Origin of the sequence: Xanthomonas chitinilytica (genome assembly GCF_026107455.2) — a bacterium.
Classification (GTDB): Bacteria; Pseudomonadota; Gammaproteobacteria; order Xanthomonadales; family Xanthomonadaceae; genus Stenotrophomonas; species Stenotrophomonas chitinilytica.
The window spans coordinates 102,738-127,002 of record NZ_JAPCHY010000011.1 but is presented as its reverse complement, the minus strand read 5'-3'; the positions used below and the strand labels follow the sequence as shown (position 1 = coordinate 127,002).

The 24,265-nt window shown below is 68.2% G+C and carries 14 protein-coding genes; 5 read left to right on the top strand and 9 right to left on the bottom strand.

Features of this window, described 5'->3' with window-relative positions; translation table 11 throughout:
• Nucleotides 1-32 precede the first annotated feature (32 nt).
• Nucleotides 33-680: a DUF2058 domain-containing protein gene (locus tag OK345_RS13320; RefSeq protein ID WP_265128468.1), complete on the top strand. Its 648-nt coding sequence runs from the start codon at nucleotides 33-35 to the stop codon at nucleotides 678-680.
• Nucleotides 681-708: 28 nt separating this feature from the next.
• On the opposite strand, the gene OK345_RS13315 is transcribed toward OK345_RS13320, so the two are convergent.
• The gene (locus tag OK345_RS13315) at nucleotides 709-1,254 is read right to left on the bottom strand and encodes an NMCC_0638 family (lipo)protein (protein ID WP_265128467.1); all 546 of its coding nucleotides are present in this window, start codon (nucleotides 1,252-1,254) and stop codon (nucleotides 709-711) included.
• Between the two features lie 94 nt (nucleotides 1,255-1,348).
• Nucleotides 1,349-2,542 carry an MFS transporter gene (locus OK345_RS13310; protein WP_265128466.1) on the bottom strand — a complete coding sequence of 398 codons (1,194 nt, stop codon included), beginning with the start codon at nucleotides 2,540-2,542 and terminating at the stop codon, nucleotides 1,349-1,351.
• Nucleotides 2,543-2,886: 344 nt separating this feature from the next.
• Between OK345_RS13310 and OK345_RS13305 the strand changes: the two genes are divergently transcribed.
• Nucleotides 2,887-4,197 (top strand): alkaline phosphatase family protein, encoded by a 1,311-nt coding sequence (locus tag OK345_RS13305; RefSeq protein ID WP_265128465.1) that lies wholly within the window; start codon nucleotides 2,887-2,889, stop codon nucleotides 4,195-4,197.
• Nucleotides 4,198-4,369: 172 nt separating this feature from the next.
• Nucleotides 4,370-6,607 (top strand): TonB-dependent receptor, encoded by a 2,238-nt coding sequence (locus OK345_RS13300; protein ID WP_265128464.1) that lies wholly within the window; start codon nucleotides 4,370-4,372, stop codon nucleotides 6,605-6,607.
• Nucleotides 6,608-7,525: 918 nt separating this feature from the next.
• Here OK345_RS13300 and metH read toward each other — a convergent pair.
• From metH to OK345_RS13285, 3 genes are all read right to left on the bottom strand, one after another.
• A complete protein-coding gene (gene metH / locus OK345_RS13295; protein ID WP_265128463.1) occupies nucleotides 7,526-10,213 on the bottom strand; it encodes a methionine synthase in 2,688 nt (895 codons plus the stop codon).
• A 120-nt stretch (nucleotides 10,214-10,333) separates the two neighbouring features.
• Complete coding sequence (locus OK345_RS13290; RefSeq protein ID WP_265128462.1) at nucleotides 10,334-11,413, bottom strand: homocysteine S-methyltransferase family protein; 1,080 nt, start codon at nucleotides 11,411-11,413, stop codon at nucleotides 10,334-10,336.
• 19 nt (nucleotides 11,414-11,432) lie between these two features.
• The gene (locus tag OK345_RS13285; protein WP_265128461.1) at nucleotides 11,433-12,362 is read right to left on the bottom strand and encodes an ArsR/SmtB family transcription factor; all 930 of its coding nucleotides are present in this window, start codon (nucleotides 12,360-12,362) and stop codon (nucleotides 11,433-11,435) included.
• 120 nt (nucleotides 12,363-12,482) lie between these two features.
• Between OK345_RS13285 and OK345_RS13280 the strand changes: the two genes are divergently transcribed.
• Nucleotides 12,483-13,631, top strand: coding sequence for an acyl-CoA dehydrogenase family protein (locus tag OK345_RS13280; protein WP_265128460.1), 1,149 nt, complete (start codon nucleotides 12,483-12,485; stop codon nucleotides 13,629-13,631).
• Between the two features lie 283 nt (nucleotides 13,632-13,914).
• On the opposite strand, the gene OK345_RS13275 is transcribed toward OK345_RS13280, so the two are convergent.
• From OK345_RS13275 to OK345_RS13260, 4 genes are read right to left on the bottom strand one after another with little or no spacing between them, the layout of a single operon-like run.
• Nucleotides 13,915-17,082, bottom strand: coding sequence for a multidrug efflux RND transporter permease subunit (locus tag OK345_RS13275; RefSeq protein ID WP_265128459.1), 3,168 nt, complete (start codon nucleotides 17,080-17,082; stop codon nucleotides 13,915-13,917).
• Between the two features lie 12 nt (nucleotides 17,083-17,094).
• Nucleotides 17,095-18,282, bottom strand: a complete 1,188-nt coding sequence (locus OK345_RS13270; RefSeq protein ID WP_265155061.1) for an efflux RND transporter periplasmic adaptor subunit — start codon at nucleotides 18,280-18,282, stop codon at nucleotides 17,095-17,097.
• Nucleotides 18,282-18,926: a TetR/AcrR family transcriptional regulator C-terminal domain-containing protein gene (locus OK345_RS13265; protein WP_265128458.1), complete on the bottom strand. Its 645-nt coding sequence runs from the start codon at nucleotides 18,924-18,926 to the stop codon at nucleotides 18,282-18,284. Before OK345_RS13265 ends, OK345_RS13270 begins: the two co-directional genes overlap by 1 nt.
• A 60-nt stretch (nucleotides 18,927-18,986) precedes the next feature.
• On the bottom strand, nucleotides 18,987-19,181 hold the full coding sequence (locus OK345_RS13260) for a hypothetical protein (protein WP_265128457.1): 195 nt from the start codon (nucleotides 19,179-19,181) through the stop codon (nucleotides 18,987-18,989).
• 66 nt (nucleotides 19,182-19,247) lie between these two features.
• On the opposite strand from OK345_RS13260, the gene OK345_RS13255 reads away from it, so the two are divergent.
• A complete protein-coding gene (locus OK345_RS13255) occupies nucleotides 19,248-24,227 on the top strand; it encodes an NAD-glutamate dehydrogenase (RefSeq protein ID WP_265128456.1) in 4,980 nt (1,659 codons plus the stop codon).
• The last annotated feature ends 38 nt before the right edge of the window (nucleotides 24,228-24,265 follow it).

Sequence of the window (24,265 nt, the reverse complement as noted above, 5' to 3'; positions counted from 1 at the left end):
CTTCCACCAATCACAAATCACATGCCAAGAACATGAGCGATACCCTCCGCGACCAGCTGCTCGGCCTGGGCTTCAAGCCTGCCCCGAAACCCGAGCGCAAGCCCGACCATCGACGCGACCAGAAGCCTTCGCACAAGCCGCAGGGCAAGCCGCAGGGCAAGCCGGGCGAGGGCCGCCGCGACGGCGCTGCGCGCAAGCCGCACGACCGCGGCGGCCAGGGCCGGCCGCAGGGGCAGGGCAAGCCGCGCTCGCGCGAGGACATCGATCTGGCCAAGGCCTACGCCATCCGCGCCCAGCGCGAGAAGGACGAGCGCATCGAGGCCGAGCGGCAGAAGCAGGAGGAAGCGCGGCTGCGCCGCGAGGCGCGCGCGAAGCTGGACGAACTGCTGCAGGGCAAGGGGTTGAACGATCCCAATGCCGAGATCGCGCGGCACTTCCCCTACGGCGGCAAGATCAAGCGCGTCTACGTCAACGCCGAACAGCTCAAGGCGCTCAATGCCGGCGAGCTGGGCGTGGTGCAGCAGAACGGCCGCTATGTGCTGGTCAGCGCCGAGGTGCTGGCGCAGGCCGAAGCGGTCTTCGCCCCGTCGGTGGCGCTGAAGGTCGATCCCGGCGCGCCGGCCGAGGACGATCCCTACGCCGATCCCAAGTACCAGGTCCCCGACGACCTGGTCTGGTAACCGCGGGCGCGTGCAGCGCCCGCTCCACCTATTCGGGCTTGTCGGTGCGCGACAGGGTGATGAGCGCCTGCAGCGGAGCGTCGGCCGAGGCGTCGGTGGTCATCACGAACAGCAGCTCGTCGCCGTGCTCGGGCATCGACCAGCCATAGGCGCGGGTCCGTACTTCGCCGCGGTCCGTGCCCATCTGCCGCGGCACCGAATGGTAAGGGGAAGGAGCGACGCCGACAGCGGCATCGAAGTCTTCGCGCAGCTGTGCGACATCGGCCTGTTGCGCATGGAACGAACACAGGCCGCTGTGGGTCAGCGACACCACATACCGGCGGCCCTGGTAAGGCATGGCCCAGGCGTCGCCGGGTTGCGAGGCCGGCAGGAACCTGGCGGCCTGGTCCCCGGCCAGGCGGCCGCCGGCGCTTTCCAGCATTTCCTTCAGCCCGGCCTGATCGTGGAAGTAGCGCATGCAGCTGGCCGAGAACAGCCGCATCGCAGGTTCCGGATCCTGCCCGCCGGGTTGCCCGAGGGCGGGGCCGGCGGCGGCGAACGCGAGGGAAAACAGCAGCAGGGAACGGATTTGCATGGGGCGACGTCCTTGGCAAGGTTGCGTGTTGTCGGCCTGATGGCAGCCGCGACAGTCTAGCCCGGCCACGCCGGGCCTCCGCCTGGGGCAGCGGTCAACCTGTCCGTGCGGGGCGCGGTGGCAGCCAGTACCAGGCGATCACGGTGCCGACCAGGGCGAAGCCGCCGCCGGCCAGGAACGCGACCTGGCCGTTGCCGAACGGCCACAGCTGGCCGGCGATGAGCGCTCCCAGCACGCCGCCCAGCCCGGACGAGAAACCGTAGAACAGCCCTTGTCCATGGCCGTTGAGGTTGCCGGGGAAGTAGCGCGCCAGCAGCTGCATGGCCGAGGCGAAGAACGCGGCGAACCCCAGGCAGTGGGTGCTCTGCGCGACCAGCATCACCGGCAGGTTGTCCGGCCACAGCGCGGTGGCCCACCAGCGCAGCACCGCGCTGGCCATCGAGATGATCAGCAGCCAGCTGGCGTCCCAGCGCCGGAAGAAGCGCGCGATGAAGAAGAACACCGCCACTTCGAACACCACGCCCACCGTCCACATCAGGCCCAGCGTGGAGGTGGCGTAGCCGTGCTGGTCCATGTACAGCGAGAAGAACGTGTAGTACGGGCCGAAGGACAGCTGCTCCAGGAACGCGGCGACGAAGAACGCCAGTACCGGCGGCCTGCGCACGATCCGCCAGAAGCCTTCGGCGTGCGCGCTATGGGTGCCGACATGCCGCGCGTAGCGGTTGGCGAAACTCGAGGCGACCATCAACGCGAACAACGGCAGCATCATCCATGGCAGGTTGCGCGCGCCATGGTGTTCGATCAGCCAGCCGAACAGCGTCACCACCGCGATGAAGCCCAGCGATCCCCACACCCGGATCATGCCGTAGCGATGGCTGTCGCTGCCCAGGTGGGTGAGGGTGATCGATTCGAACTGCGGCATCACCGCGTTGTAGAAGAAGCAGAATGCGACCATCACCGCGTACAGCACCCACTGCGGCTGCGGCAGCAGGAAGCCGGCGAACGACAGCAGGGTGAGCACGCAGCCCAGCCGCAACCAGAAGATCGGCCGTGGCGAGATCGCCGCCAGCGAAGTCCAGGTGCTGGGAGCGACCACGCGGGTGGCATACCACAGGCTCATCATCACGCTGATGGCGGCGACGGTCATGCCGCGCGACTGCAGGTACAGGCTCCAGTACGGCGTGAACGCGCCCAGCGCGGCGTAATAGAAGAAATAGAAGCTGGACAACCGCGCGGTGGGTACCGGCGAGGGAGCGGGTGTTTGCGGTGGGTCGGCAGGGGAGCGCATCGGCAGGATCAGGAGGTTGCGGCGCCGTCGGCGCGCCGGTCCGGTCCCCGTGCGCGGCCCTTGCGTGCGTCATCGATACGCGCTCCCGGGCGGTGGGACGATGCGGGGGCGGGCGGGGCTTCCATTGCGTGTTCCGGCCCGGGTGCGGGCGTGGGGTGGGGACGGCAAGGATGACAGATGGCGGCGCGTGGCGCCTGTCCGTTCGTGTGCGCAAGCCGTCCTGTCCGATGGCTTCGACCGCGAAGGGACGCCGGCGTTGTCATGCCGCTTTCATCGTCGTCGCCTTCAATGCCCGCGGCCACGACGGGTGGCGCAGCGGAAGGAAGGAAATGCGACGGATATGGATGAAGGCGGCATTCGCGCTGGCGGTGGCGCTGGCCGCGGTCGCGGCGCAGGCGGCGCCGATGGTGCTGATCTCGATCGACGGCCTGCGCCCGGACGACCTGTACGCCACCGCGGACGACGCCGTCGCGCTGCCCAACCTGCGTGCGCTGGTGCGCGAAGGCAGTCATGCGCGGCGGGTGCGCGGGGTGATGCCGACCCTGACCTATCCCAGCCATGCCACCCTCATCACCGGCGCGTCGCCGGCGCGACACGGCATCGGCAGCAACCTGACCTTCGATCCCGAGTTCAAGAACCAGCTCGGCTGGTACTGGTATGCCGCCGATTTCCAGGTGGAAACCCTGTGGCAGGCGGCCCGCCGCGGCGGCCGGACGACTGCCAACGTGCATTGGCCGGTCAGTGTCGGTGCGCCGGTGGACGCCAACCTGCCGCAGATCTGGCGCACCGGCATGCCCGACGACCGCAAGCTGCTGGCGGCGCTGGCCACCCCCGGCCTGCTGCCGGCGCTGGAAAGCGAACTGGGCGAGTATCCGGACGGCATCGACGAGAGCGTCGAAGGCGACGAGCGGCGCGCGCGTTTCGCCGCGCGCCTGTTCCAGACGCGACGGCCCGGTTTCATGACGGTCTATTTCGCCGGGCTGGACCACGAGGAACACCGCCACGGCGCCGGTTCGCCGCAGGCGCGCGAGGCACTGACGCGTCTGGATCGTGCGGTCGGCGAACTGGTGGCCGTGCTGCGCCAGTCCGATCCCGACACCGTGGTGGCACTGGTGTCCGACCACGGCTTCGCGCCGCTGCACAAGGACGTCAACCTGATCGGCGCCTTCGTCCAGGCCGGCCTGATCCGCATGGACGGGCAGGGCAAGGTCGAGGACTGGAAGGCCTCGATCTGGCCGTCGGCCGGCAGCGTGGCGGTGGTGCTGCGCGACCCCGGCGATGCCGCCACGCGTGCCGCGGTCGACGGCCTGCTGGCGGGGATCGCCGCCGATCCGGCCAATGGTGTGGAACAGGTACTGGACGCGGCCGGCATCGCCCGGCTGGGCGGTGCGCCGGCCGACCACCTGCTGCTGTTCAAGCCCGGCTACCAGATGGGCCGGGACCCGGCCGCACCGATGCTCGCCGACAGCAGCTATCGCGGCATGCATGGCTACTCGCCGGAGCAGGCGGACATGGATGCCATCTTCGTCGTCGCCGGCAAGGGCGTACCGCAGCGGGAACTGGGGCGTATCGACATGCGCGACGTCGCACCGACCCTGGCGCGGCTGATGGGCGTGCAGCTGCCGCAGGCCGAAGGACGGGCGCTGCTGCCCTGACCGCAACGGGCTTTCGCGGAAACGTCAATCGCCCGCCATGCGGCTGTCATTCGCGCTGCACACCATGCCCCGGTTATCTGCCGATGCCGGCGCTTCCTACGGCGCCATTTCCCACCACCTCGATGCGGACGGGCCCATGGCGGCCCGCCATCGTCATACCCGAGAGTCCACCATGCTGAAGAAGAGTTCGATGACGCTGGCCGTGTTGGCCGCACTGCACGCATCCCCCTCGCTTGCCCAGGACCATCCCGGTCCCGATGCCGCCGGCACCGCCAGCGCGCAGATGCTGGACACGGTGTCGGTGATCGGGCTGGGCGAGACCCGGCAGGTGCAGCGGCTGTCGGCCGAGCGGATCGACGCGCTGCCGCCGGGCACCAGCCCGCTGAAGCTGCTGGCCGACCTGCCGGGCGTCAACTTCCAGTCCGCCGATGCCTTCGGCGCCTACGAATGGTCGGCGCGGATCAGCCTGCGCGGCTTCAACCAGAACCAGCTCGGCTTCACCCTGGACGGCATTCCGCTGGGCGACATGAGCTACGGCAACAACAACGGCCTGCACATCAGCCGTGCGCTGATCTCCGAGAACCTGGCCGGCGCCGAACTGGCCGAGGGCATCGGCGGCGTCAACACCGCCTCGACCAGCAACCTCGGCGGCACCATCCAGTTCTTCTCAGCCGATCCGCTGCCCGAGTTCGGCGTGCGCCTGTCGCAGACGCTGGGCAGCGACGCCACCCGCCGCACCTATGCGCGGATGGACAGCGGCGACCACAAGGGTTTCGCCATGTACCTGTCCGGCATCACTTCGAAGACCGACAAGTGGAAGGGCGAGGGCGAGCAGAAGCAGGAGCAGGTGAACCTGAAGGCGCTGTACGACTTCGGCGACAACCGCATCAGCCTGCTGGCCACCACCTCGCACCGCAACGAGAACGACTACCAGGACCTGTCGCTGGATTCGCAGCGCCGGCTGGGCTGGGACTGGGACAACTACCGCCCCGACTGGCAGCGCGCGGTGGACGCGGCCAATGGCGTCTTCAGCGGCGGCGTCGACAACCTGGACGACGCCTACTACGACGCCCGCGGCCTGCGCGACGACGGCGTGCTGGGGCTGTCCGGCGATTTCGGCCTGGGCCAGGACGTGCGCCTGCGCACCACGCTGTACCACCACACCAATCGTGGCCAGGGCCACTGGTTCACCCCGTATGTGCCTTCCTCGGCCGAGGTGCCGATCTCGCTGCGCACCACCGAGTACGGCATCGACCGCAGCGGCCTGATCGCCGCGCTGGACTGGACCCTCGGCAACCACAGCATCGAGGGCGGCCTGTGGCTGGAGGACAACGGCCATACCGTGCAGCGCAACTACTACTTCATCAACGGCCCGATCGACGACGGCTTCTTCCTGCGCGGGCCGGACATCCGCCAGTTCTACCAGAACTTCGACGTCAAGACGCGCCAGTTCTACCTGAAGGACACCATCGCCCTGCTCGATGGGCGCTTGTCGCTGGACGTCGGCTTCAAGAGCCCGCGGGTGGAGATCGAGTCGCGCATTCCCGACGGCAGCTTCGTCTCGCGCTACGCCGAGGGCGAGCTGACCGCCAAGGACAACTTCCTGCCGCAGCTGGGCGCCAGTTTCCGCCTGGGCGAAAGCAACGAACTGTTCGCCTCCTACGCCGAGAACATGGCCGCGTTCCAGGCCGGCATCACCGGTCCGTTCGCCACCACCCAGGAGGCGTTCGACGCGTTCGCCGGGCAGTTGAAGCCCGAGCGCAGCCGCACGGTGGAGGCCGGTTTCCGCCATTCGCAGCGGACTTTGCAGGCGTCGCTGGCGCTGTACCACGTCAAGTTCGAGAACCGCCTGCTGACGGTGGCGCAGTGCTCGGGCATCCAGGGCTGTCCGTCGGCGTTCGCCAACGTCGGCTCGGTGACCAGCAAGGGCGCCGAGGCGACCGTGGTGTGGACGCCGGTCGAAGGCCTGCGCTGGCACAACACGCTGTCGTGGAACGAATCGACCTACGACTCCGACTACCTCAACGGCACCACGCTGGTGGAGATCGCCGGCCGGCAGACGGTCAACACGCCGAAGGAGATGTTCTCCACGTCGCTGACCTGGTCGCGCGGCCCGCTGGAACTGAACCTCGGCGCCAACTACACCGGCAAGCGCTACTACACCTATTCCAACGATTCCGGGGTGCCGTCGTTCTGGCTGGCCAACGCCGGCGGCTCGTGGAACTTCGGCCGCCTCGGCGCGCTGGAGGAGCTGCAGCTGGCGCTGCACGTCACCAACCTGACCGACAAGCGCTACTTCGCCACCATCGGCACCAACGGTTTCGTGGTCTCCGACCCGGATGGCACCTACGCCACGCTGCTGCCGGGCGCACCGCGGCAGGCGATGCTGACGCTCAGCGCCGCGTTCTGATCGCGCCATCGCCCTGCGCCGGGTGGTCCTGCCACCCGGCACGGGCAGTACTTGTGCCGAAAACGCGATCCGATGCCGGGAACGCGAGCCGATCGGTAGCGTGCTTGGGACGCTTTCCTTCTCCCCGGGGAAGGCGAACCTGCCTCCGCGAAGGCGGGGGTACCCGAAGGGCGGACGAGGGGAAGGGCGAAGCGCCCAACAGCAAAAACCCGGTTCCCTGCCGATCTGCGGAAGGGGCGGGTTCCCGGAGGCGCATGCTTCGGTCCGGAAAGCTCGCGACTGACGTCGCTCCTACGGTAGGAGCGACGTCAGTCGCGAGCTTTCCGGACAGGTCTCTGGAACGTATTCCCCGCTGGAACGTATTTCCCGGCATGCGGGCGAAGAGCCTTGAAAAATCGCAGGAGACACGGAAAGGGGAGACATGGCGCTCCTTTCGACCTTCCTGACGCAGCGGTCATGCCGTGTCCTTCCTCCGGGACCCCGTAGTCGAGGTCGGAGGCCAGCCGCGCCGCAACGGAACCGGGCGCCAGGATGGCGAACGCATCGCCACGCGCCCGGATCTTCCCGCCTTCGGCGGCAACGTTATTCCGGGCCGTAGTCGAGGTTGGAAGCCAACCGCGCCGCAATGGAGCCGGGCGCCAGGATGGCGAACGCGTCGCCACGCGCCCGGATCTTCCCGCCTTCGGCGGCAACGTTATTCCGGGTCGTAGTCGAGGTTGGAAGCCAACCGCGCCGCAATGGAGCCGGGCGCCAGGATGGCGAACGCGTCGCCACGCGCCCGGATCTTCCCGCCTTCAGCGGCAATGTTATTCCGGATCGTAGTCCAGGTTGGAAGCCAACCGCGCCGCAATGGAGTCGGGCGCCAGGATGGCGAACGCGTCGCCACGCGCCCGGATCTTCCCGCCTTCAGCGGCAATGTTATTCCGGATCGTAGTCCAGGTTGGAAGCCAACCATCTTTCCGCCTGCACCCGCTCCACTCCCTTGCGCCGGGCATAGTCGGCGACCTGTTCCTTGGACACCCGCCCGACCACGAAGTACTGGCTCCGCGGGTGACTGAAGTAGTAGCCGGACACCGCCGCGGTCGGCAGCATCGCGAAGCTTTCGGTCAGGGTCATGCCGGCGTTGTTGCCGGCGTCGAGCAGCGCGAACAGCGTCTGCTTCTCGCTGTGCTCGGGGCAGGCCGGGTAGCCGGGGGCGGGGCGGATGCCGACGTACTTCTCGGCGATCAGTGCCTCGTTGTCGAGCGCCTCGCCGTCGGCATAGCCCCAGAATTCGGTGCGCACGCGCTGGTGCAGGCGCTCGGCCAGCGCCTCGGCCAGGCGGTCGGCCAGTGCCTTGAGCAGGATCGCGTTGTAGTCGTCGTGGTCGGCTTCGAAGCGGGCCAGGTGCGGCTCGATGCCGATCCCGGCGGTGACCGCGAATGCGCCGATCCAGTCGTCCCTGCCGCTGTCTTCCGGAGCGATGAAGTCGGCCAGGCAGAAGTCGGGGCGCTCGGCCGGCTTGTCCACTTGCTGGCGCAGGAAGTGCAGGGTGGTTTCGCCCTGCGGGTGCCGCACGCGCACGTCGTCGCCGATGCTGTTGGCCGGCCAGATCCCGAACACCGCCCTGGCGGTCAGCCACTTCTCGGCGACGATGCGCTCCAGCATCGCGCGCGCGTCGCGGTACAGCTCGCTGGCCTGGGGGCCGACGATCTCGTCGCCGAGGATGGCCGGGAACTTGCCGGCCAGTTCCCAGGCCTGGAAGAAGGGCGTCCAGTCGATCACGTCGACCAGCTCGGCCAGCGGATAGTCGTCGAACACGTGCAGGCCGGGCTGCTTCGGCGCCGGCGGCACATGCCTGGCCCAGTCGCCGTCGAACCGCTGGCCACGGGCGTGTTCCAGCGACACCAGGCGCTTGGCGTCGCCGCGGTTGCGGTGGCGCTGGCGGATCTCGGCGTAGTCGGCGTCGTTGGCGGCGACGAAGGCGGCGCGCAGTTCCAGCGAGATCAGCGACTGCGCCACGCCGACCGCGCGCGAGGCGTCCTTCACCCAGACCGTCGGCGCCTGGTAGTGCGGGTCGATCTTCAGCGCGGTATGCGCGCGCGAGGTGGTGGCGCCGCCGATCAGCAGCGGCAGCTGGAAACCCTGGCGCTGCATCTCGCGCGCCACGTGGCTCATTTCCTCCAGCGACGGGGTGATCAGGCCGGACAGGCCGATCAGGTCGGCGTTCTCGGCGCGCGCGACGTCCAGGATCTTCTGCGCCGGCACCATCACCCCCAGGTCGATCACCTCGAAGTTGTTGCAGGCCAGCACCACGCCGACGATATTCTTGCCGATGTCGTGCACGTCGCCCTTGACCGTGGCCATCACGATCTTGCCGTTGCTCTTGCCGGTGTCGCCGGTGCGCAGCTTCTCGGCCTCAATGAAGGGCAGCAGGTAGGCCACCGCCTTCTTCATCACCCGCGCCGACTTCACCACCTGCGGCAGGAACATCTTGCCGGCGCCGAACAGGTCGCCGACCACGTTCATGCCGTCCATCAGCGGGCCTTCGATCACGTCCAGCGGCCGCGTGGCCTGCTGCCTGGCCTCCTCGGTGTCTTCCTCGACCCAGGCGTCCAGCCCGTGCACCAGCGCGTGCGCCAGCCGGGCGCGGACCGGTTTTTCGCGCCAGGCCAGGTCCTCGACCTTCTTCTCGCCCTTGCGACCCTTGTAGCGCTCGGCGATCTCCAGCAGCCGCTCGGTGCCGTCCCTGCGGCGGTTGAGGATCACGTCCTCCACGCGCTCGCGCAGTTCCGGGTCCAGGTCGTCGTAGATCGGCATGGCGCCGGCGTTGACGATGCCCATGTCCATGCCGGCCTTGATCGCGTGGTACAGGAACACCGAGTGGATCGCCTGGCGCACGGTCTCGTTGCCGCGGAACGAGAACGACACGTTCGACACGCCGCCGGACACGTGGCAGTGCGGCAGCGTCCGCTTGATGATGCGGGTGGCTTCGATGAAGTCCACCGCGTAGTTGTCGTGCTCCTCGATGCCGGTGGCGACGGCGAAGATGTTGGGGTCGAAGATGATGTCCTGCGGCGGGAAGCCGACCTGCTCGACGAGGATGCGGTAGGCGCGGGTGCAGATCTCCACCTTGCGCGCGCAGGTGTCGGCCTGGCCGTCCTCGTCGAAGGCCATCACCACCGCCGCGGCGCCGTAGCGCAGTACCTTGCGGGCGTGCTCGATGAAGGTTTCCTCGCCTTCCTTCAGCGAGATCGAGTTGACCACGCTCTTGCCCTGCAGGCATTTCAGACCGGCCTCGATCACGCTCCACTTGGAGGAGTCCACCATCACCGGGATGCGGGCGATGTCGGGCTCGGACATGATCAGGTTGAGATAGCGCGTCATCGCCTTCTCGGAATCGATCAGGCCCTCGTCCATGTTGACGTCGAGGATCTGCGCACCGCTGGCCACCTGCTGGCGCGCCACTTCCACCGCTTCCTCGTAGCGGTCCTCCTTGATCAGCTTGCGGAACTGCGCGCTGCCGGTGACGTTGGTGCGCTCGCCGACGTTGACGAACAGCAGGTCGGGGGTGATGACCAGCGGCTCGAGGCCGGACAGGCGGGTGTGGCGGGCGTGGGAGGACATCGGCGGCAGGTCAGGTCGTGGGAAATGCGGGCAAGGCATCCGCCGTCCCCGCGCAGGCGGGAGGCGCCTTGTGGCAGTGCGAAGCCTCTCCCGCCTGCGCGGGGACGACGATGGGTTTCTTCATGCCGCCTGCTCCAGCGCCTGCGGCAGGCGCCGCGGCGGGATGCCCGCCACCGCGTCGGCGATGGCCTTGATGTGCGCCGGCGTGGTGCCGCAGCAGCCGCCGACCAGGTTGAGCAGGCCGGACTGGGCGAATTCCTTCAGCGTGCCGGCCATTTCTTCCGGGGTTTCGTCGTATTCGCCGAACGCATTGGGCAGGCCGGCGTTGGGGTGGGCACTGACGTAGCTGTCGGCCACGGTGGCCAGGGTCTCCACGTGCGGGCGCAGCTCGCTGGCGCCCAGCGCGCAGTTGAGCCCGACCGACAGCGGCCGGCCGTGCGCGACCGAGGCATAGAACGCCTCGGCGGTCTGCCCGGACAGGGTGCGCCCGGAGGCATCGGTGATGGTGCCGGAGATCATCACCGGCAGCCGTCCGCCGCGCGCTTCGAAGGCCTCCTCGATCGCGAACAGCGCGGCCTTGGCGTTGAGCGTGTCGAAGATCGTTTCCACCATCAGGGTGTCGGCGCCGCCGTCGATCAGGCCGTCGATGGCCTCGCGGTAGGTGGCGCGCAGTTCGTCGAAGCTGGTGTTGCGGAAGCCGGGATCGTTGACGTCCGGACTGATCGAGGCGGTGCGGCTGGTCGGCCCGAGCACGCCGATGACGAAGCGCGGCTTGTCCGGCGTCAGCGCCTCGGCGGCGTCGCAGCAGCCGCGCGCGACGGCGGCGCCGGCCTTGTTCAACTCGTACACCAGGTGTTCCAGGTGGTAGTCGGCCTGGCTGATCGAGGTGGCGTTGAAGGTGTTGGTCTCGACCAGGTCGGCGCCGGCTTCCAGGTAGGCGCTGTGGATGCCGGCGATCAGTTCCGGCCGGGTCAGCAGCAGCAGGTCGTTGTTGCCCTTCAGGTCGTGGCCGCAGCCGGGGCCGTGCGCGTGGCGGCTGTCGAAACCTTCGGCGAAACGCTCGCCGCGGTAATCGGCTTCCTGCAGGCCGTGGCGCTGGATCATGGTGCCCATCGCGCCGTCGATGACCAGGATGCGGCTGGCCAGCGCCTGCTGCAGCTTGTCGGCGCGCTCGGGATGGAGCCAGGGAAGGGGACGCATGGGAAGGGGCTCCGGCGGCTCAGGGCTTGTGGGCGATCAGCGAGATCACTTCGAAATGCGGCGGGCGCTTCTCGCGGGTCACGGTCTCCAGGCTGGAGATGCTCAGCCCCGCCTTGTCGACGAACCGGCGCAGTTCCTTGTCGGTGAAGCCGAGGTTGACGTGGCCGTAAGCCTCGACCGCGGCCTTGTGCTCGTGCCGGGCCAGGCTGCACAGCATCAGCCGGCCGCCCGGACGCAGCACGCGCGCACCTTCGGCCACCGCCTGCGCCGGCTTGCTGGCGTAGGTGAGGGCGTGCATCAGCACCACCAGGTCGAAGCTGCCGTCGGCGAACGGCAGCGCGTGCATGTCGCCCTCGCGCACCTCGACGTTGGCCAGCCGGCGCAGGCGCTCGCTGGCGGCGGCGACGACGCGGGCGCTGGTGTCGATGCAGACGTAGCGCTGCGCGTGCGGCGCCAGCAGTTCGGCCAGCACGCCGTCGCCGGAGGCGATGTCGAGCACGTCGCCGGTTTCCAGCAGCGGCAGCGCGCTGCGCGCCAGCGCCTCCCAGGTGCGGCCCGGCGAGTAGTGGCGTTCCATGTCGCCGGCGACGCTGTCGGCCCAGTTCTGGTCGGCCGCGCGCATCGCCAGCACCGAGGGCACGCGCTCGGCGTCCTGGCGCAGCAGCGGATCGTCGCTGCCGCTGCTCAGGGCATGCCACAATGCGCGCTGCGCCGGATCCAGCGCGGCCTCGTCGAAGCGGTAGTACGCGGAAACCCCGGCGCGGCGGTCGCGCACCAGCCCGGCTTCCTTCAGCCGCGCCAGATGGGTCGACACCCGCGGCTGCGCCAGCGTGGTGATCGCCGACAGTTCGGCCACGGTCAGTTCTTCCTGCTCCAGCAGGGTCAGCAGGCGCACCCGGGTCGCATCGGCGAACACCTTCAATCGGGTCGACCAGTCTTCCAGATCCATAAATATCCACCTATCGCGATATAGAGATATTTTGTTCCCGCGCGGTGGCCGGGTCAAGTCGCATAGGCCGCCGAATCGCGGCTGGGTACAATTCGCCCACCAATTTCCCGGGAGGGTGCTGTGGATTTCAGTTTCACCGAAGAACAATTGATGATTCAGGACGTGGCGCGCCGCATCGCGCAGGACAGGATCGCGCCGAGCGCCGAACATCACGACCGTACCGGCGAGTTCCCGCTGGAGAACATCCAGCTGCTGGGCGAGAACGGCCTGATGGGCATCGAAGTCCCGGCCGAGTACGGCGGCGCGGGCATGGACCCGATCGCCTACGTGCTGGCCATGGTCGAGATCGCCGCCGGCGACGCCGCGCACTCGACCATCGTGTCGGTCAACAACTCGTTGTTCTGCAACGGCATCCTGACCCACGGCAGCGAGGAGCAGAAGCAGAAGTACGTGCGCGCCATCGCCGAGGGCAAGGCCATCGGCGCCTTCGCGCTGACCGAGCCGCAGTCCGGTTCGGATGCCACCGCGATGCGTTGCCGCGCGGTCAGGCAGGCCGACGGCAGCTTCGTGGTCAACGGCAAGAAGAGCTGGATCACCTCCGGCCCGGTCGCCAAGTACATCGTGCTGTTCGCGATGACCGACCCGGACAAGGGCGCGCGCGGCATCACCGCGTTCATGATCGACACCGACAAGCCCGGCTTCCACCGCGGCAAGACCGAGCCGAAGCTGGGCATCCGCGCCTCGGCCACCTGCGAGATCGAGTTCGCCGACTACGTGGTCGCCCCGGAAGACGTGCTCGGCAAGGAAGGCGAGGGTTTCAAGATCGCCATGGGCGTGCTCGACGCCGGCCGCATCGGCATCGCCTCGCAGGCGATCGGCATCGCCCGCGCCGCCTACGAGGCGACCATCGCCTACGTGCAGGAGCGCAAGGCGTTCGGCGCCCCGATCGGCACCTTCCAGATGACCCAGGCCAAGATCGCCGACATGAAGTGCAAGCTCGACGCGGCGCTGCTGCTGACCCTGCGCGCGGCCTGGACCAAGGGCCAGGGCCAGCGCTTCAGCAACGAGGCCGCCATCGCCAAGCTGACCGCCTCGGAAGCGGCGATGTGGATCACCCACCAGGCGGTGCAGATCCACGGCGGCATGGGCTACTCCAAGGAAATGCCGCTGGAGCGCTACTTCCGCGACGCCAAGATCACCGAGATCTACGAAGGCACCTCGGAAATCCAGCGCCTGGTGATCGCCCGCAACGAGACCGGGCTGCGTTGAAGCCGGCGCCGCGCTCCAGCCTGCCGCGTGGCGGCAGCGCTGGAACGCAGGCTGTTGCATCGTGAAGAAAGCCCCGGCGCGTGCCGGAGCTTTTTGCTGGCAGGGGGGCAGCGCGTTTCCGGGGCGCCCGGTTGCGCTGGAAAAGCTCGCGACTGACGTCGCTCCTACAGGGGCTCCCGGTCGTTGTAGGAGCGACGTCAGTCGCGAACCCCTCGGACAGGTCCCGGATACGACGAGGCCCCGGGGATGCCGGGGCCTCGTCGTTGCGGAGCGGGATCGCCGCTCAGCGATCCTGCTGGTTGCCGTGCACCTGGTGCTGTTCCAGGTACTCGCGCGAGGGCTCGTCCATCTTGTCGCCGAGCATGCGCCGCACCACCACGAAGAACACCGGGATCAGCAGCAGGCCCAGCAGGGTGGCGAACAGCATGCCGCCGATGACGCCGGTGCCGATGGCGTGGCGGGCGTTGGCGCCGGCGCCGGTGGAGATGGCCATCGGGATCACGCCCATGATGAACGCGAACGAGGTCATCAGGATCGGCCGGAAGCGCAGGTGCGCCGCCTCGATGGTCGCCTCGCGCAGGGTCTTGCCCGCGGCACGCTGCTCGACCGCGAACTCCACGATCAGGATCGCGTTCTTGGCCGCCAGGCCGATCACCGTGATCATGCCGATCTTGAAGTAGATGTCGTTGGGCAGGCCGCGCAGCATCGAGAAGCAGAGTGCGCCCAGCACGCCCAGCGGCACCACCAGCAGCACCGCGACCGGGATCGACCAGCTCTCGTACAGCGCCGCCAGGCACAGGAACACCACCACGATGGACAGCACCAGCAGCAGCGTCGCCGAGTTGCCCGCCAGGATTTCCTGGTAGGACATGCCGCTCCAGTCGTAGCCGAAGCCGGCCGGCAGATCGTTGACGACGATCTCCTCCATCGCCTGCATCGCCTCGCCGGAGCTGCGCCCCGGCGCCTGCGAGCCGACGATGTTGATCGCCGAATAGCCGTTGTAGCGGCTGAGCGAGGGCGGGCTGGAGATCCATTCCGACTTCACCACGTTGCTCAGCGGGATCATCAGCGGCGTGCCGCTGTCGCTGCTGGCCAGCGCGCTGGGCGAGTAGAAGCTGCGCAGCGACTCGGCACCGGTGCGGTACGGCGCGTCGGCCTGCAGGGTCACGCGCTTGATGCGACCCTGGTAGAAGAAGTCGTTGACGTACACCGGCGCCAGCATCAGCTGGATCGAGCTGTAGATGTCGGTGACCGACAGCCCCATCGCCTGCGCCTGCACCCGGTCCACGTGCAGCTGCAGCTGCGGTGCGTTCTCCAGGCCGTTGGGGCGCACGCCGGTGAGCAGGTCCGAGCGCTCGCCGGCCTTGCCCAGTAGTACGTTGCGTGCCTGCGTCAGCTGTTCGTAGCCGGCGCCGCCGCGGTCCTGCAGCCACATGTCGAAGCCGCCGAACTGGCCCAGGCCCTGCACGGTGGGCAGGTTCACCACGAAGATGCCGGCTTCCTTGATGCCGTAGAAGGCGCCGTTCATCTGCTGGATGAACTCGGGCACGGTGACCTTGCGCTCGTCCCACGGCTTGAGGCGGATGAAGCCCATGCCGACGTTCTCGCCCGAGCCCAGGAAGCTGAAGCCGGCCACCTGCATCATGCCGATGTAGGCGTCCTGCTTTTCCAGGATGGCCCGCATCTGCGCGAAGGCCTCGTTGGTCTGGGACTTGGTCGAGCCGGGCGGCAGCTGCACGATGGCCAGCGCGTAGCCCTGGTCCTCCTCGGGCAGGAAGCTGCCGGGCATGCGCGTGAACAGGAAGCCGCACAGCGCCGCCAGCACCACGAACATCACCATCCAGCGCGGCGCGTGGCGGATCGCGCTGCCGATGTGGCCCACGTAGGTACGGCTGACGCGGTCGTAGTACTTGTTGAAGGTGCGGAACACCCAGTTCGGGTTCTCGTTGTGGGTCGGCTTCAGGAAGGTCGCGCACAGCGCCGGGGTGAAGCCCAGCGCCAGGAACGCCGAGAAGCCCATCGCGATGGCGATGGTCAGCGCGAACTGCTTGTAGATCTCGCCGGCGGCGCCGCCCTGCAGCGCGCTGGGGATGAACACCGCCGCCAGCACCACGGTGATGGCCACCACCGCGCCGGTGATCTGGGTCATTGCCTTCTGCGTCGCGGCCTTCGGCGGCAGGCCTTCCTCGCTCATGATGCGCTCGACGTTCTCGATCACCACGATCGCGTCGTCGACCACGATGCCGATCGCCAGCACCATCGCGAACAGCGTCAGCTGGTTGATGGTGAAGCCGATCATGCTCATGCCCAGGAACGTGCCGAGCAGGGCCACCGGGATCACCAGCGTGGGGATGATGGTGGCGCGCAGGTTCTGCAGGAAGATCAGCATCACCAGGAACACCAGCAGCACCGCCTCGAACAGGGTCTTGACCACTTCCTGGATCGAGATCTTGACGAAGGTGGTGCTGTCGTACGGCGAGAACCACTCCACGCCCTGCGGGAAGCTGGGCTGCAGTTCGTCCATCTTGGCGCGTACCGCCTCGGCCACGTTGAGCGCGTTGGCGCCGGGCAGCAGCTGGATCGCGAACGCACCGGTGGGCTTGCCGTTGTACTGGGTGTCGAAGCCGTAGCTGGAGGCGCCGAAGGCGACGCGGGCGACGTCCTTCAGGCGCACCATCGAGCCGTCCTGGTCGGCGCGCAGGATGATGTCCTCGAACTGGTCGGGCGAGCTGAAGCGGCCTTCGGCCGATACCGTGGCGGTGAACACCTGGCCGTCCGGCGCCGGGTCCGAACCCACCGAGCCGGCGGCGAACTGCACGTTCTGGTTGCGGATGGCCGCCAACACCTCGCTGGCGGACAGCCCGTAGCCCTGCAGCTTCTCCGGGTTGAGCCAGATGTTCATGGCGTACTCGGCGCCGAACTGCTGGGTGCTGCCGACGCCGGGGATGCGCGAGATCTGGTCGAGCACGCGCGAACCGACGATGTCGTTGAGCGCATCGCGGTCGATTGACGGATTCTCCGAACGCAGCGCCACCACCATCAGGAAGCCGGCGTTGGCCTTGGCCACCACCACGCCCTGCTGGGTCACTTCCGTGGGCAATCGCGGCGTCGCCAGCGACACCTTGTTCTGCACCTGCACCTGGGCGATGTCCGGATCGGTGCCGGTCTCGAAGGTGAGGGTGATGTTGGCGCGGCCGGAGGACGACGAGGAGGAGTTGAAGTACAGCAGGTGGTCGATGCCGGTCAGCTGCTGCTCGATCACCTGGGTGACCGACTTCTCGGTGGTGTCGGCGCTGGCGCCGGGGTAGGTGGCGCTGACCGTTACCTGCGGCGGAGCGATGTTGGGATACGACTCCACGCCCAGGCCGAGGATCGAGATCACGCCGCTGAGCGAGATCAGGATCGCGACCACCCAGGCGAAGACCGGATGTTCAATGAAAAATTTAGGCATGGGAGCGGTCCGTTACTGCTGCGGCTGGGTCGGCGCGTCGGCGTCGGGCTGCTGCGCGTCCGGCTGGGCATCGGCCTGCGGCCGCCACGGGGTGGCCTTGGCCGGCGCGCCTTCCTTCACCTTCTGCACGCCGGCGACCACGATCCGGTCGCCCGGCTCCAGCCCGGCCGAGATCCGCCAGTCGCTGCCCTGCTGGCCGTCGACGATGACGTTCTTGCGGGCCACGTTGCCGTCCTCGCCGACCACGAACACGTAGCCGCCGGCGGTATCGCGCTGCAGCGCCTGCTGCGGCACCAGGTAGGCGTTGTTGCGCTGGCCCAGGGTCGCCTGGAAGGTGACGAATGCGCCCGGCAGCAGGACCCGGTCGGGGTTGGGCAGCTGCGCACGCAGCGAGACCGCGCCGGTGGCCGGGTCGACGGTGGTGTCGGAGAAGTCCAGCGTGCCCGGGTGCGAATAGGTGCTGCCGTCGGCCAGCAGCACCTGGATGGTGGACTTGCCATTGCCTTCCAGCGCCACCGCGCCCTGGCTCTGCGCCTGGCGCAGCTGCGACAGCTCGTCCACGCCCATGGAGAAATTGACGTACAGCGGATCGATCTGGTCGACGGTGGTCAGCAGCGTGGCGTCGCCCTGGCCGACCAGCGCGCCTTCGGTGACGTGCTGCTTGCCGGCGCGGCCGCTGATCGGCGAAGTCACGCTGGCGTAGCCCAGGTTGATCCTGGCGCTGGTGACCTCGGCCCGCGCCTGCTGCACGGCGGCCGCGCCGCTGCGCTCGGCGGCCTCGGCGTTGTCCAGGTCGGACTTGGACACGAACGACTGCGGCGCCAGGGTGCGGGCGCGCTCGGCCATCGACTTGGCGTTGGCGTAGTTCGCCTGCGCCGACGCCAGCTGGCCTTCGGCCGCGGCCAGCGCGGCACGCAACGGCGCCGGGTCGATCTGGAACAGGACCTGGCCTTCCTTCACCTCGCTGCCTTCCTCGTACACGCGCTTGAGCAGCACGCCGGGCACGCGGGCGCGCACGTCGGCCGAGCGGAATGGCGACAGCCGGCCGACCAGGTCGCGCTGCAGCGGCAACGATTGCGGTTTCGCCTCGACCACGCCGACTTCCGGCGGCGGCGGAGCGGATTGTTCCGGCTGTTTGCAGGCTGCCAGCGCGACGACGACGGCGCAGGTAAGGGCGAGATTGCGGAGCGGGGCGATCATCAGGAATAACTCCGGGGAGTGTTTGTTTGCGTATTGGTGTGCGACGTCATCTGGGTAGCCGGCTCCGGCGCGAACGCGCGCAGGAAGCCGTCGATGGAGAACTCGGCCCAGCGACGCCGCGAAGCCGCGTCGTCGCGATGGGGGGCGTTGAAGCACCGTCGTTCGAAATCCAGCCCGGCGATCATGCTGAGTAGCAGTTCGGCCATGAAGTGCGGGTCGTCATGACGCAGGCGGCCCTGGCGAATGGCGGTTGCCATCCATTCAGCAATGTGAGCGTGGAGCGCGACGGCGCCGCCGCGGTAAAGCGCCTGGGTTTCCTCGGGGAATGCCCGCGCCTCGGACAGCAGCAGCTGGCGGGCCTGGAGCACCTGCGGCCGGCTCTTGTTTTCGAGATAACCGATGGCGAAACCGAGCAGGGTTTCCCGCAGGTCGGAGCCTTCCTCCACCGAAAGACCGGCGGTGGCGGTGGACACGTGCTGTTGCATGACCCGGCGCAGCAGATCGCGCTTGCAGCCGTAGCGGCTGTAGAGCGTCTGTTTCGAACACCCGGCCTGGGTGGCGACCGCGTCCATGCTCAAACGCATGCCCTGGACCGCGAGCAGGTCGCGCACGGCATCGAACACGCGTTGGTCGCGCGCGTCCATGGCGCTGTCGATGACGGGGGGCGTTTGCACAGGGGGTGGACTATACCGTCCAGTTCAGAATTAATACAGCAGTTGTTGCGGCCGCCGGCAGCGGCCGTGCGGCGGCGAGCGGACGAGCGGCAGCGTGGAGGGGCGGCGGTTTGCGGCGGCGGCAATCATGCGTGCGCATCGGTAGCCGACGGCGCGGCGGATTTTTTCTTCATGCGGTTTGCCGGAGATGAAAAATCGCAGATGAATATTGCCGTCCTGCAGCAAGGCAGTTTGATGCAGGAGGGCTACAATTTCGTTTTCCCCAAACCGAGCATCACCCCTCGCTCCGCCATGAAACCGCAAAATAGCGTTGCCAAGTCCGCGAAGTCCAAACCCAAACCGGCCGACAAGCAGATCGTATCGCCTGTCGGCTTTTCTCTAGAACCGGTGTTCACGGCTTTGCGGAAGCGCTATCCGGCGGCTGCCCAGGCGCAGGCAGTGGCGTTTGCCGGGGACTTCTACAAGCGCATGGAAGCGGACGAGTTCCCGCACCATTCGGCCGACGGCTGGGCGGCCCTGGCCGCGGACATGCTGGAGTTCGCGCGGGTGCGCAAGGCCGGCCAGGCCAACGTGCGCGTGTTCAACCCGACCCTGAAGGGCAACGGTTGGGAGTCGCCGCACACCGTGCTGCAGATCGTCAACGACGACATGCCGTTCCTGGTCGACACCGTGAGCATGGCGCTGGCCGAGCGCGGCATCGGCGTGCACGTGCTGGGCCACCCGGTGCTGCTGGTGCAGCGCGACCGGGCCGGCAAGCTGACGGCCGTGGGCGAGGGCAGGCCCGAGTCGATGATGCTGCTGGAGATCGACCGCCAGCCGGCACCCGACATGGCCAAGGTGGAAGCCGACATCCGCAAGGTGCTGGAGGACGTGCGCGGCATCGTCAGGGACTGGGCGCCGATGCGCGAGAAGATGGGCGCGCTGGCCGAAGACCTGGGCAGCCGCCAGTTGCCGGTGGACGATACCGCACGCCGGGAGGCGCAGGAGTTCCTGCGCTGGGCGGCGGACAACCACTTCACCTTCTTCGGCTACCGCGAATACAAGGTGGAGAAGCAGGGCAAGGAAGAAGTGCTGGCGCCGCTGAACGACACCGGCCTGGGCCTGATGCGCGGCAAGGACAAGTCCGCCGCGCGCCCGGTCAAGACGCTGGCCGCGCAGGGCCTGAACACCACCACCGGGCTGAAGGACGCGTTGATCCTGACCAAGACCAACGCCCGTTCGCGGATCCATCGCTCCGGCTACATGGACTACATCGGCGTGCTGGAATTCGACGCCAAGGGCCGCATCATCGGCGAGCAGCGCTTCCTCGGCCTGTTCACCTCCAGCGCCTACAACCGTCGCCCGTGGGAGATCCCGCTGGTGCGCCGGCGCCACGAATACGTGATGAACAAGTCCGGGCTGACCTCCAGCAGCCACAGCGGCAAGGCGCTGCGCCACATCCTGGAAACGCTGCCGCGCGAGGAGCTGTTCCAGTCCAGCGAGGACGAGCTGTACCGCACCGCGATCGGCATCCTCGGCCTGCAGGAACGCGTGCGCAGCCGCCTGTTCCTGCGCCGCGACAAGTTCAGCCGCTTCATCTCCGCGCTGGTCTACCTGCCGCGCGAGCGCTTCAACACCGACGTGCGCCTGCGCATCGAGGCCATGCTCAAGGACGCGCTGCAGGGCGAGTACATCGACAGCAGCGTGGTGCTGGGCGAATCGCCGCTGGCGCAGGTGCACCTGATCGTGCGCCCGAAGGCCGGCCAGGTCCTCGAGTTCGACACCACCGACCTGGAAGAGCGCCTGGCGCACGTGCTGCGCAACTGGAACGACGACCTGCGCGAAGCGCTGGTGGCCCGCCACGGCGAGACCGCGGGGCTGAGCATCGCCACCCGCATCGGCCGTGCGTTGCCGGCCGGCTACATCGAGGATTCCACCACCGAGGTCGCCGCCAACGACGTCAGCCAGCTGGCCGCGCTGACCGGCCCGGACGACCTGCGGCTGAGCCTGCAGTCGGTGCCGCGCGACGGCGGCAACGGCCTGCGCCTGAAGCTGTATCGCCAGCTGGACGACATCCCGCTGTCCGACGCGCTGCCGATGATGGAGAACATGGGCCTGCGCGTGATCGCCGAGCGTCCCTACCTGCTGCAGGTGGACGACGCCCCGGTCTACATCCAGGACTTCGAGGTCGAGTCGGTGGCCGGCCAGATCGACGCGGCCAGCGTCGACGCCGCCTTCGGCGAAGCCTTCGCCCGGGTGTGGCACGGCGACGCCGAGAACGACGGCCTCAACCGGCTGGTGCTGGCCGCGGCGCTGGACTGGCGCCAGGTATCGATGCTGCGCGGCTACTGCAAGTACCTGCTGCAGACCGGCGTGCCGTTCTCGCAGAGCTACGTGGAAGCCACCTTCGCCCGCTATCCGCTGCTGGCGCGGCTGCTGGTGGAACTGTTCGAGGCCCGCTTCGACCCGGCCACCGGCAACGAGAGCAAGGCCCAGATCGCCGAGGGCCAGGCCCGCCTGAGCGCCCAGCTGGGCGTGCTGGCCGCCGGCGACGAGGCCACGCTGAAGGCGCTCAAGCCGGTCATCGATGCCCGCAAGGGCAGCCGCGCGGCACAGATGGAAGCCACCCGCGATGCGCTGCTCAAGCTGATGGACCGCGTCTCCAGCCTGGACGAGGACCGCATCCTGCGCAGCTTCATCGGCGCGATCGACGCGACCCTGCGTACCAGCTACTACCAGACCCGGGACGGCGAGTACGGCCACTGCATCAGCTTCAAGTTCGACCCGGCGCTGGTGCCCGACCTGCCCAAGCCGCGTCCGTACCGCGAGATCTTCGTCTACGGCCCGCGCGTGGAAGGTACCCACCTGCGCTTCGGCGCGGTCGCCCGTGGCGGCCTGCGCTGGTCCGACCGGCGCGAGGATTTCCGCACCGAGGTGCTGGGCCTGGTGAAGGCGCAGATGGTGAAGAACACGGTGATCGTGCCGGTCGGCGCCAAGGGCGGCTTCTACGCCAAGCGCCTGCCGGACCCGGCGCTGGACCGCGACGCCTGGTTCGCCGAGGGCGTGGCCTGCTACAAGCTGTTCATCCAGGGCCTGCTGGACATCACCGACAACATCGTCGACAACAAGATCGTGCCGCCGCTGGACGTGGTGCGCCACGACCAGGACGACCCGTACCTGGTGGTGGCGGCCGACAAGGGCACGGCCAGCTTCTCCGACATCGCCAACGGCCTGGCCGTGGCGCACGGCTTCTGGATGGGCGATGCGTTCGCTTCCGGCGGCTCGGTCGGCTACGACCACAAGGGCATGGGCATCACCGCGCGCGGCGCGTGGGAGTCGGTCAAGCGCCACTTCCGTGCGCTGGGCCACGACAGCCAGAGCCAGGACTTCACCGCGGTCGGCGTCGGCGACATGTCCGGCGACGTGTTCGGCAACGGCATGCTGCTGTCGCGCCACATCCGCCTGGTGGCCGCGTTCGACCATCGCCACATCTTCCTTGACCCGAACCCGGATTCGGCCACCTCGTTCGTCGAGCGCGAGCGCCTGTTCAAGCTGCCGCGCTCGAGCTGGGCCGACTACGACGCCAAGCTGATCAGCAAGGGCGGCGGCGTGTACCCGCGTTCGCTCAAGTCGATCGAGATCACCCCGCAGGTACGCGCGGCACTGGGCCTGGACGACAACGTCAAGGCACTGTCGCCGAACGAACTGATGAGCGCGATCCTCAAGGCGCCGGTGGACCTGCTGTGGAACGGCGGCATCGGCACCTACGTCAAGGCCTCCAGCGAGCAGAACAGCGACGTCGGCGACCGCGCCAACAACGCGCTGCGCGTCAACGGCGGCGAGCTGCGCTGCAAGGTGGTGGGCGAGGGCGGCAACCTGGGCATGACCCAGCTCGGCCGCATCGAAGCCGCGCTGCAGGCCGGCGTACTGCTCAACACCGACTTCATCGACAACTCGGCCGGCGTGGACACCTCCGACCACGAGGTGAACATCAAGATCCTGCTCGACGACGTGGTGCGCTCGAAGAAGCTGACCATGGACGCGCGCAACAAGCTGCTGGCGTCGATGACCGACGAGGTCGCCAGCCTGGTGCTCAACGACAACTACCGCCAGAACCAGGCCATCAGCCTGATGGAGCGGATGAGCGCCAAGCGCCTGGGTTCCAAGCAGCACTTCATCCGCACGCTGGAGCAGCAGGGCCTGCTGGACCGCCAGATCGAGTACCTGCCGTCCGACGCCGAACTGTCCCAGCGCAAGGCGCGTGGCCTGGGCCTGACCCGTCCGGAACTGTCGGTGGTGTTGTCCTATTCCAAGCTGGTGGCATTCCAGCAGCTGCTGGAATCGGACATCCCCGAGGACCCGTACCTGTCCAAGGAGCTGCTGCGCTACTTCCCGGCACCGCTGCAGAAGAAGTACGCCGACGCGATGGAGCGGCACCGCCTGAAGCGCGAGATCATCGCCACCGCGGTGACCAACCAGACCATCAACCGCATGGGCGCCACCTTCCTGATGCGCATGCAGGAGGACACCGGCCGGTCCGTGGCCGAGGTCGCCAAGGCCTACACCATCAGCCGCGAGACGCTGGACGCGCGGGCGCTGTGGGCGCAGATCGACGCGCTCGACGGCAAGGTGCCGGAGTCGGTGCAGGTCGATGCGCTGGAAGTGATCTGGAAGCTGCAGCGCTCGTTCGTGCGCTGGCTGCTGTTCCGCCCCGGCGCGATGCCGGGCATCACCGAGGCGGTCAACCGCTACCAGGGCCCGTTCAACGACATCCGCGTCGCCTCGGGCGTGCTGCCGGATTCGCAGCGCCCCACCTACGAGGCGCTGGTGCAGCAGTGGAAGGACAAGGGGCTGCCGCCGGCGCTGGCGCAGCAGCTGGCCGAGCTGCATTTCCTGGAACCGGCGTTCGACATCATCGAACTGGCCCGGACCCGCAAGCTCAAGCCGGTGGATGTGTCCAAGATCCACTTCCGCCTGGGCGACGCGTTGCAGCTGCCGTGGCTGTTCGAGCAGATCGACGCGCTCGAGGTCAATGGCCGCTGGCATGCGGTGGCACGCGGCGTGCTGCGCGACGAACTGGCCGCGCACCAGCGCACCCTGGCCAGCCAGGTGCTGTCGGTGAAGGGCGGCAGCGCCGAAGCCAAGGTCGCGGCCTGGATCGGCCGCGACGACAGCAGCCTGCGCTTCACCCTGTCGATGCTGCAGGAACTGGCCGAGCAGAAGACGCTCGACTACCCGACGGTGTCGGTGGCGGTGCAGCGCCTGGGGCAGCTGGCTTCCCACGGAAGCTGAGGCCCCGCGGCGGCGGTCTGCGCACGATGCGCGCGCCG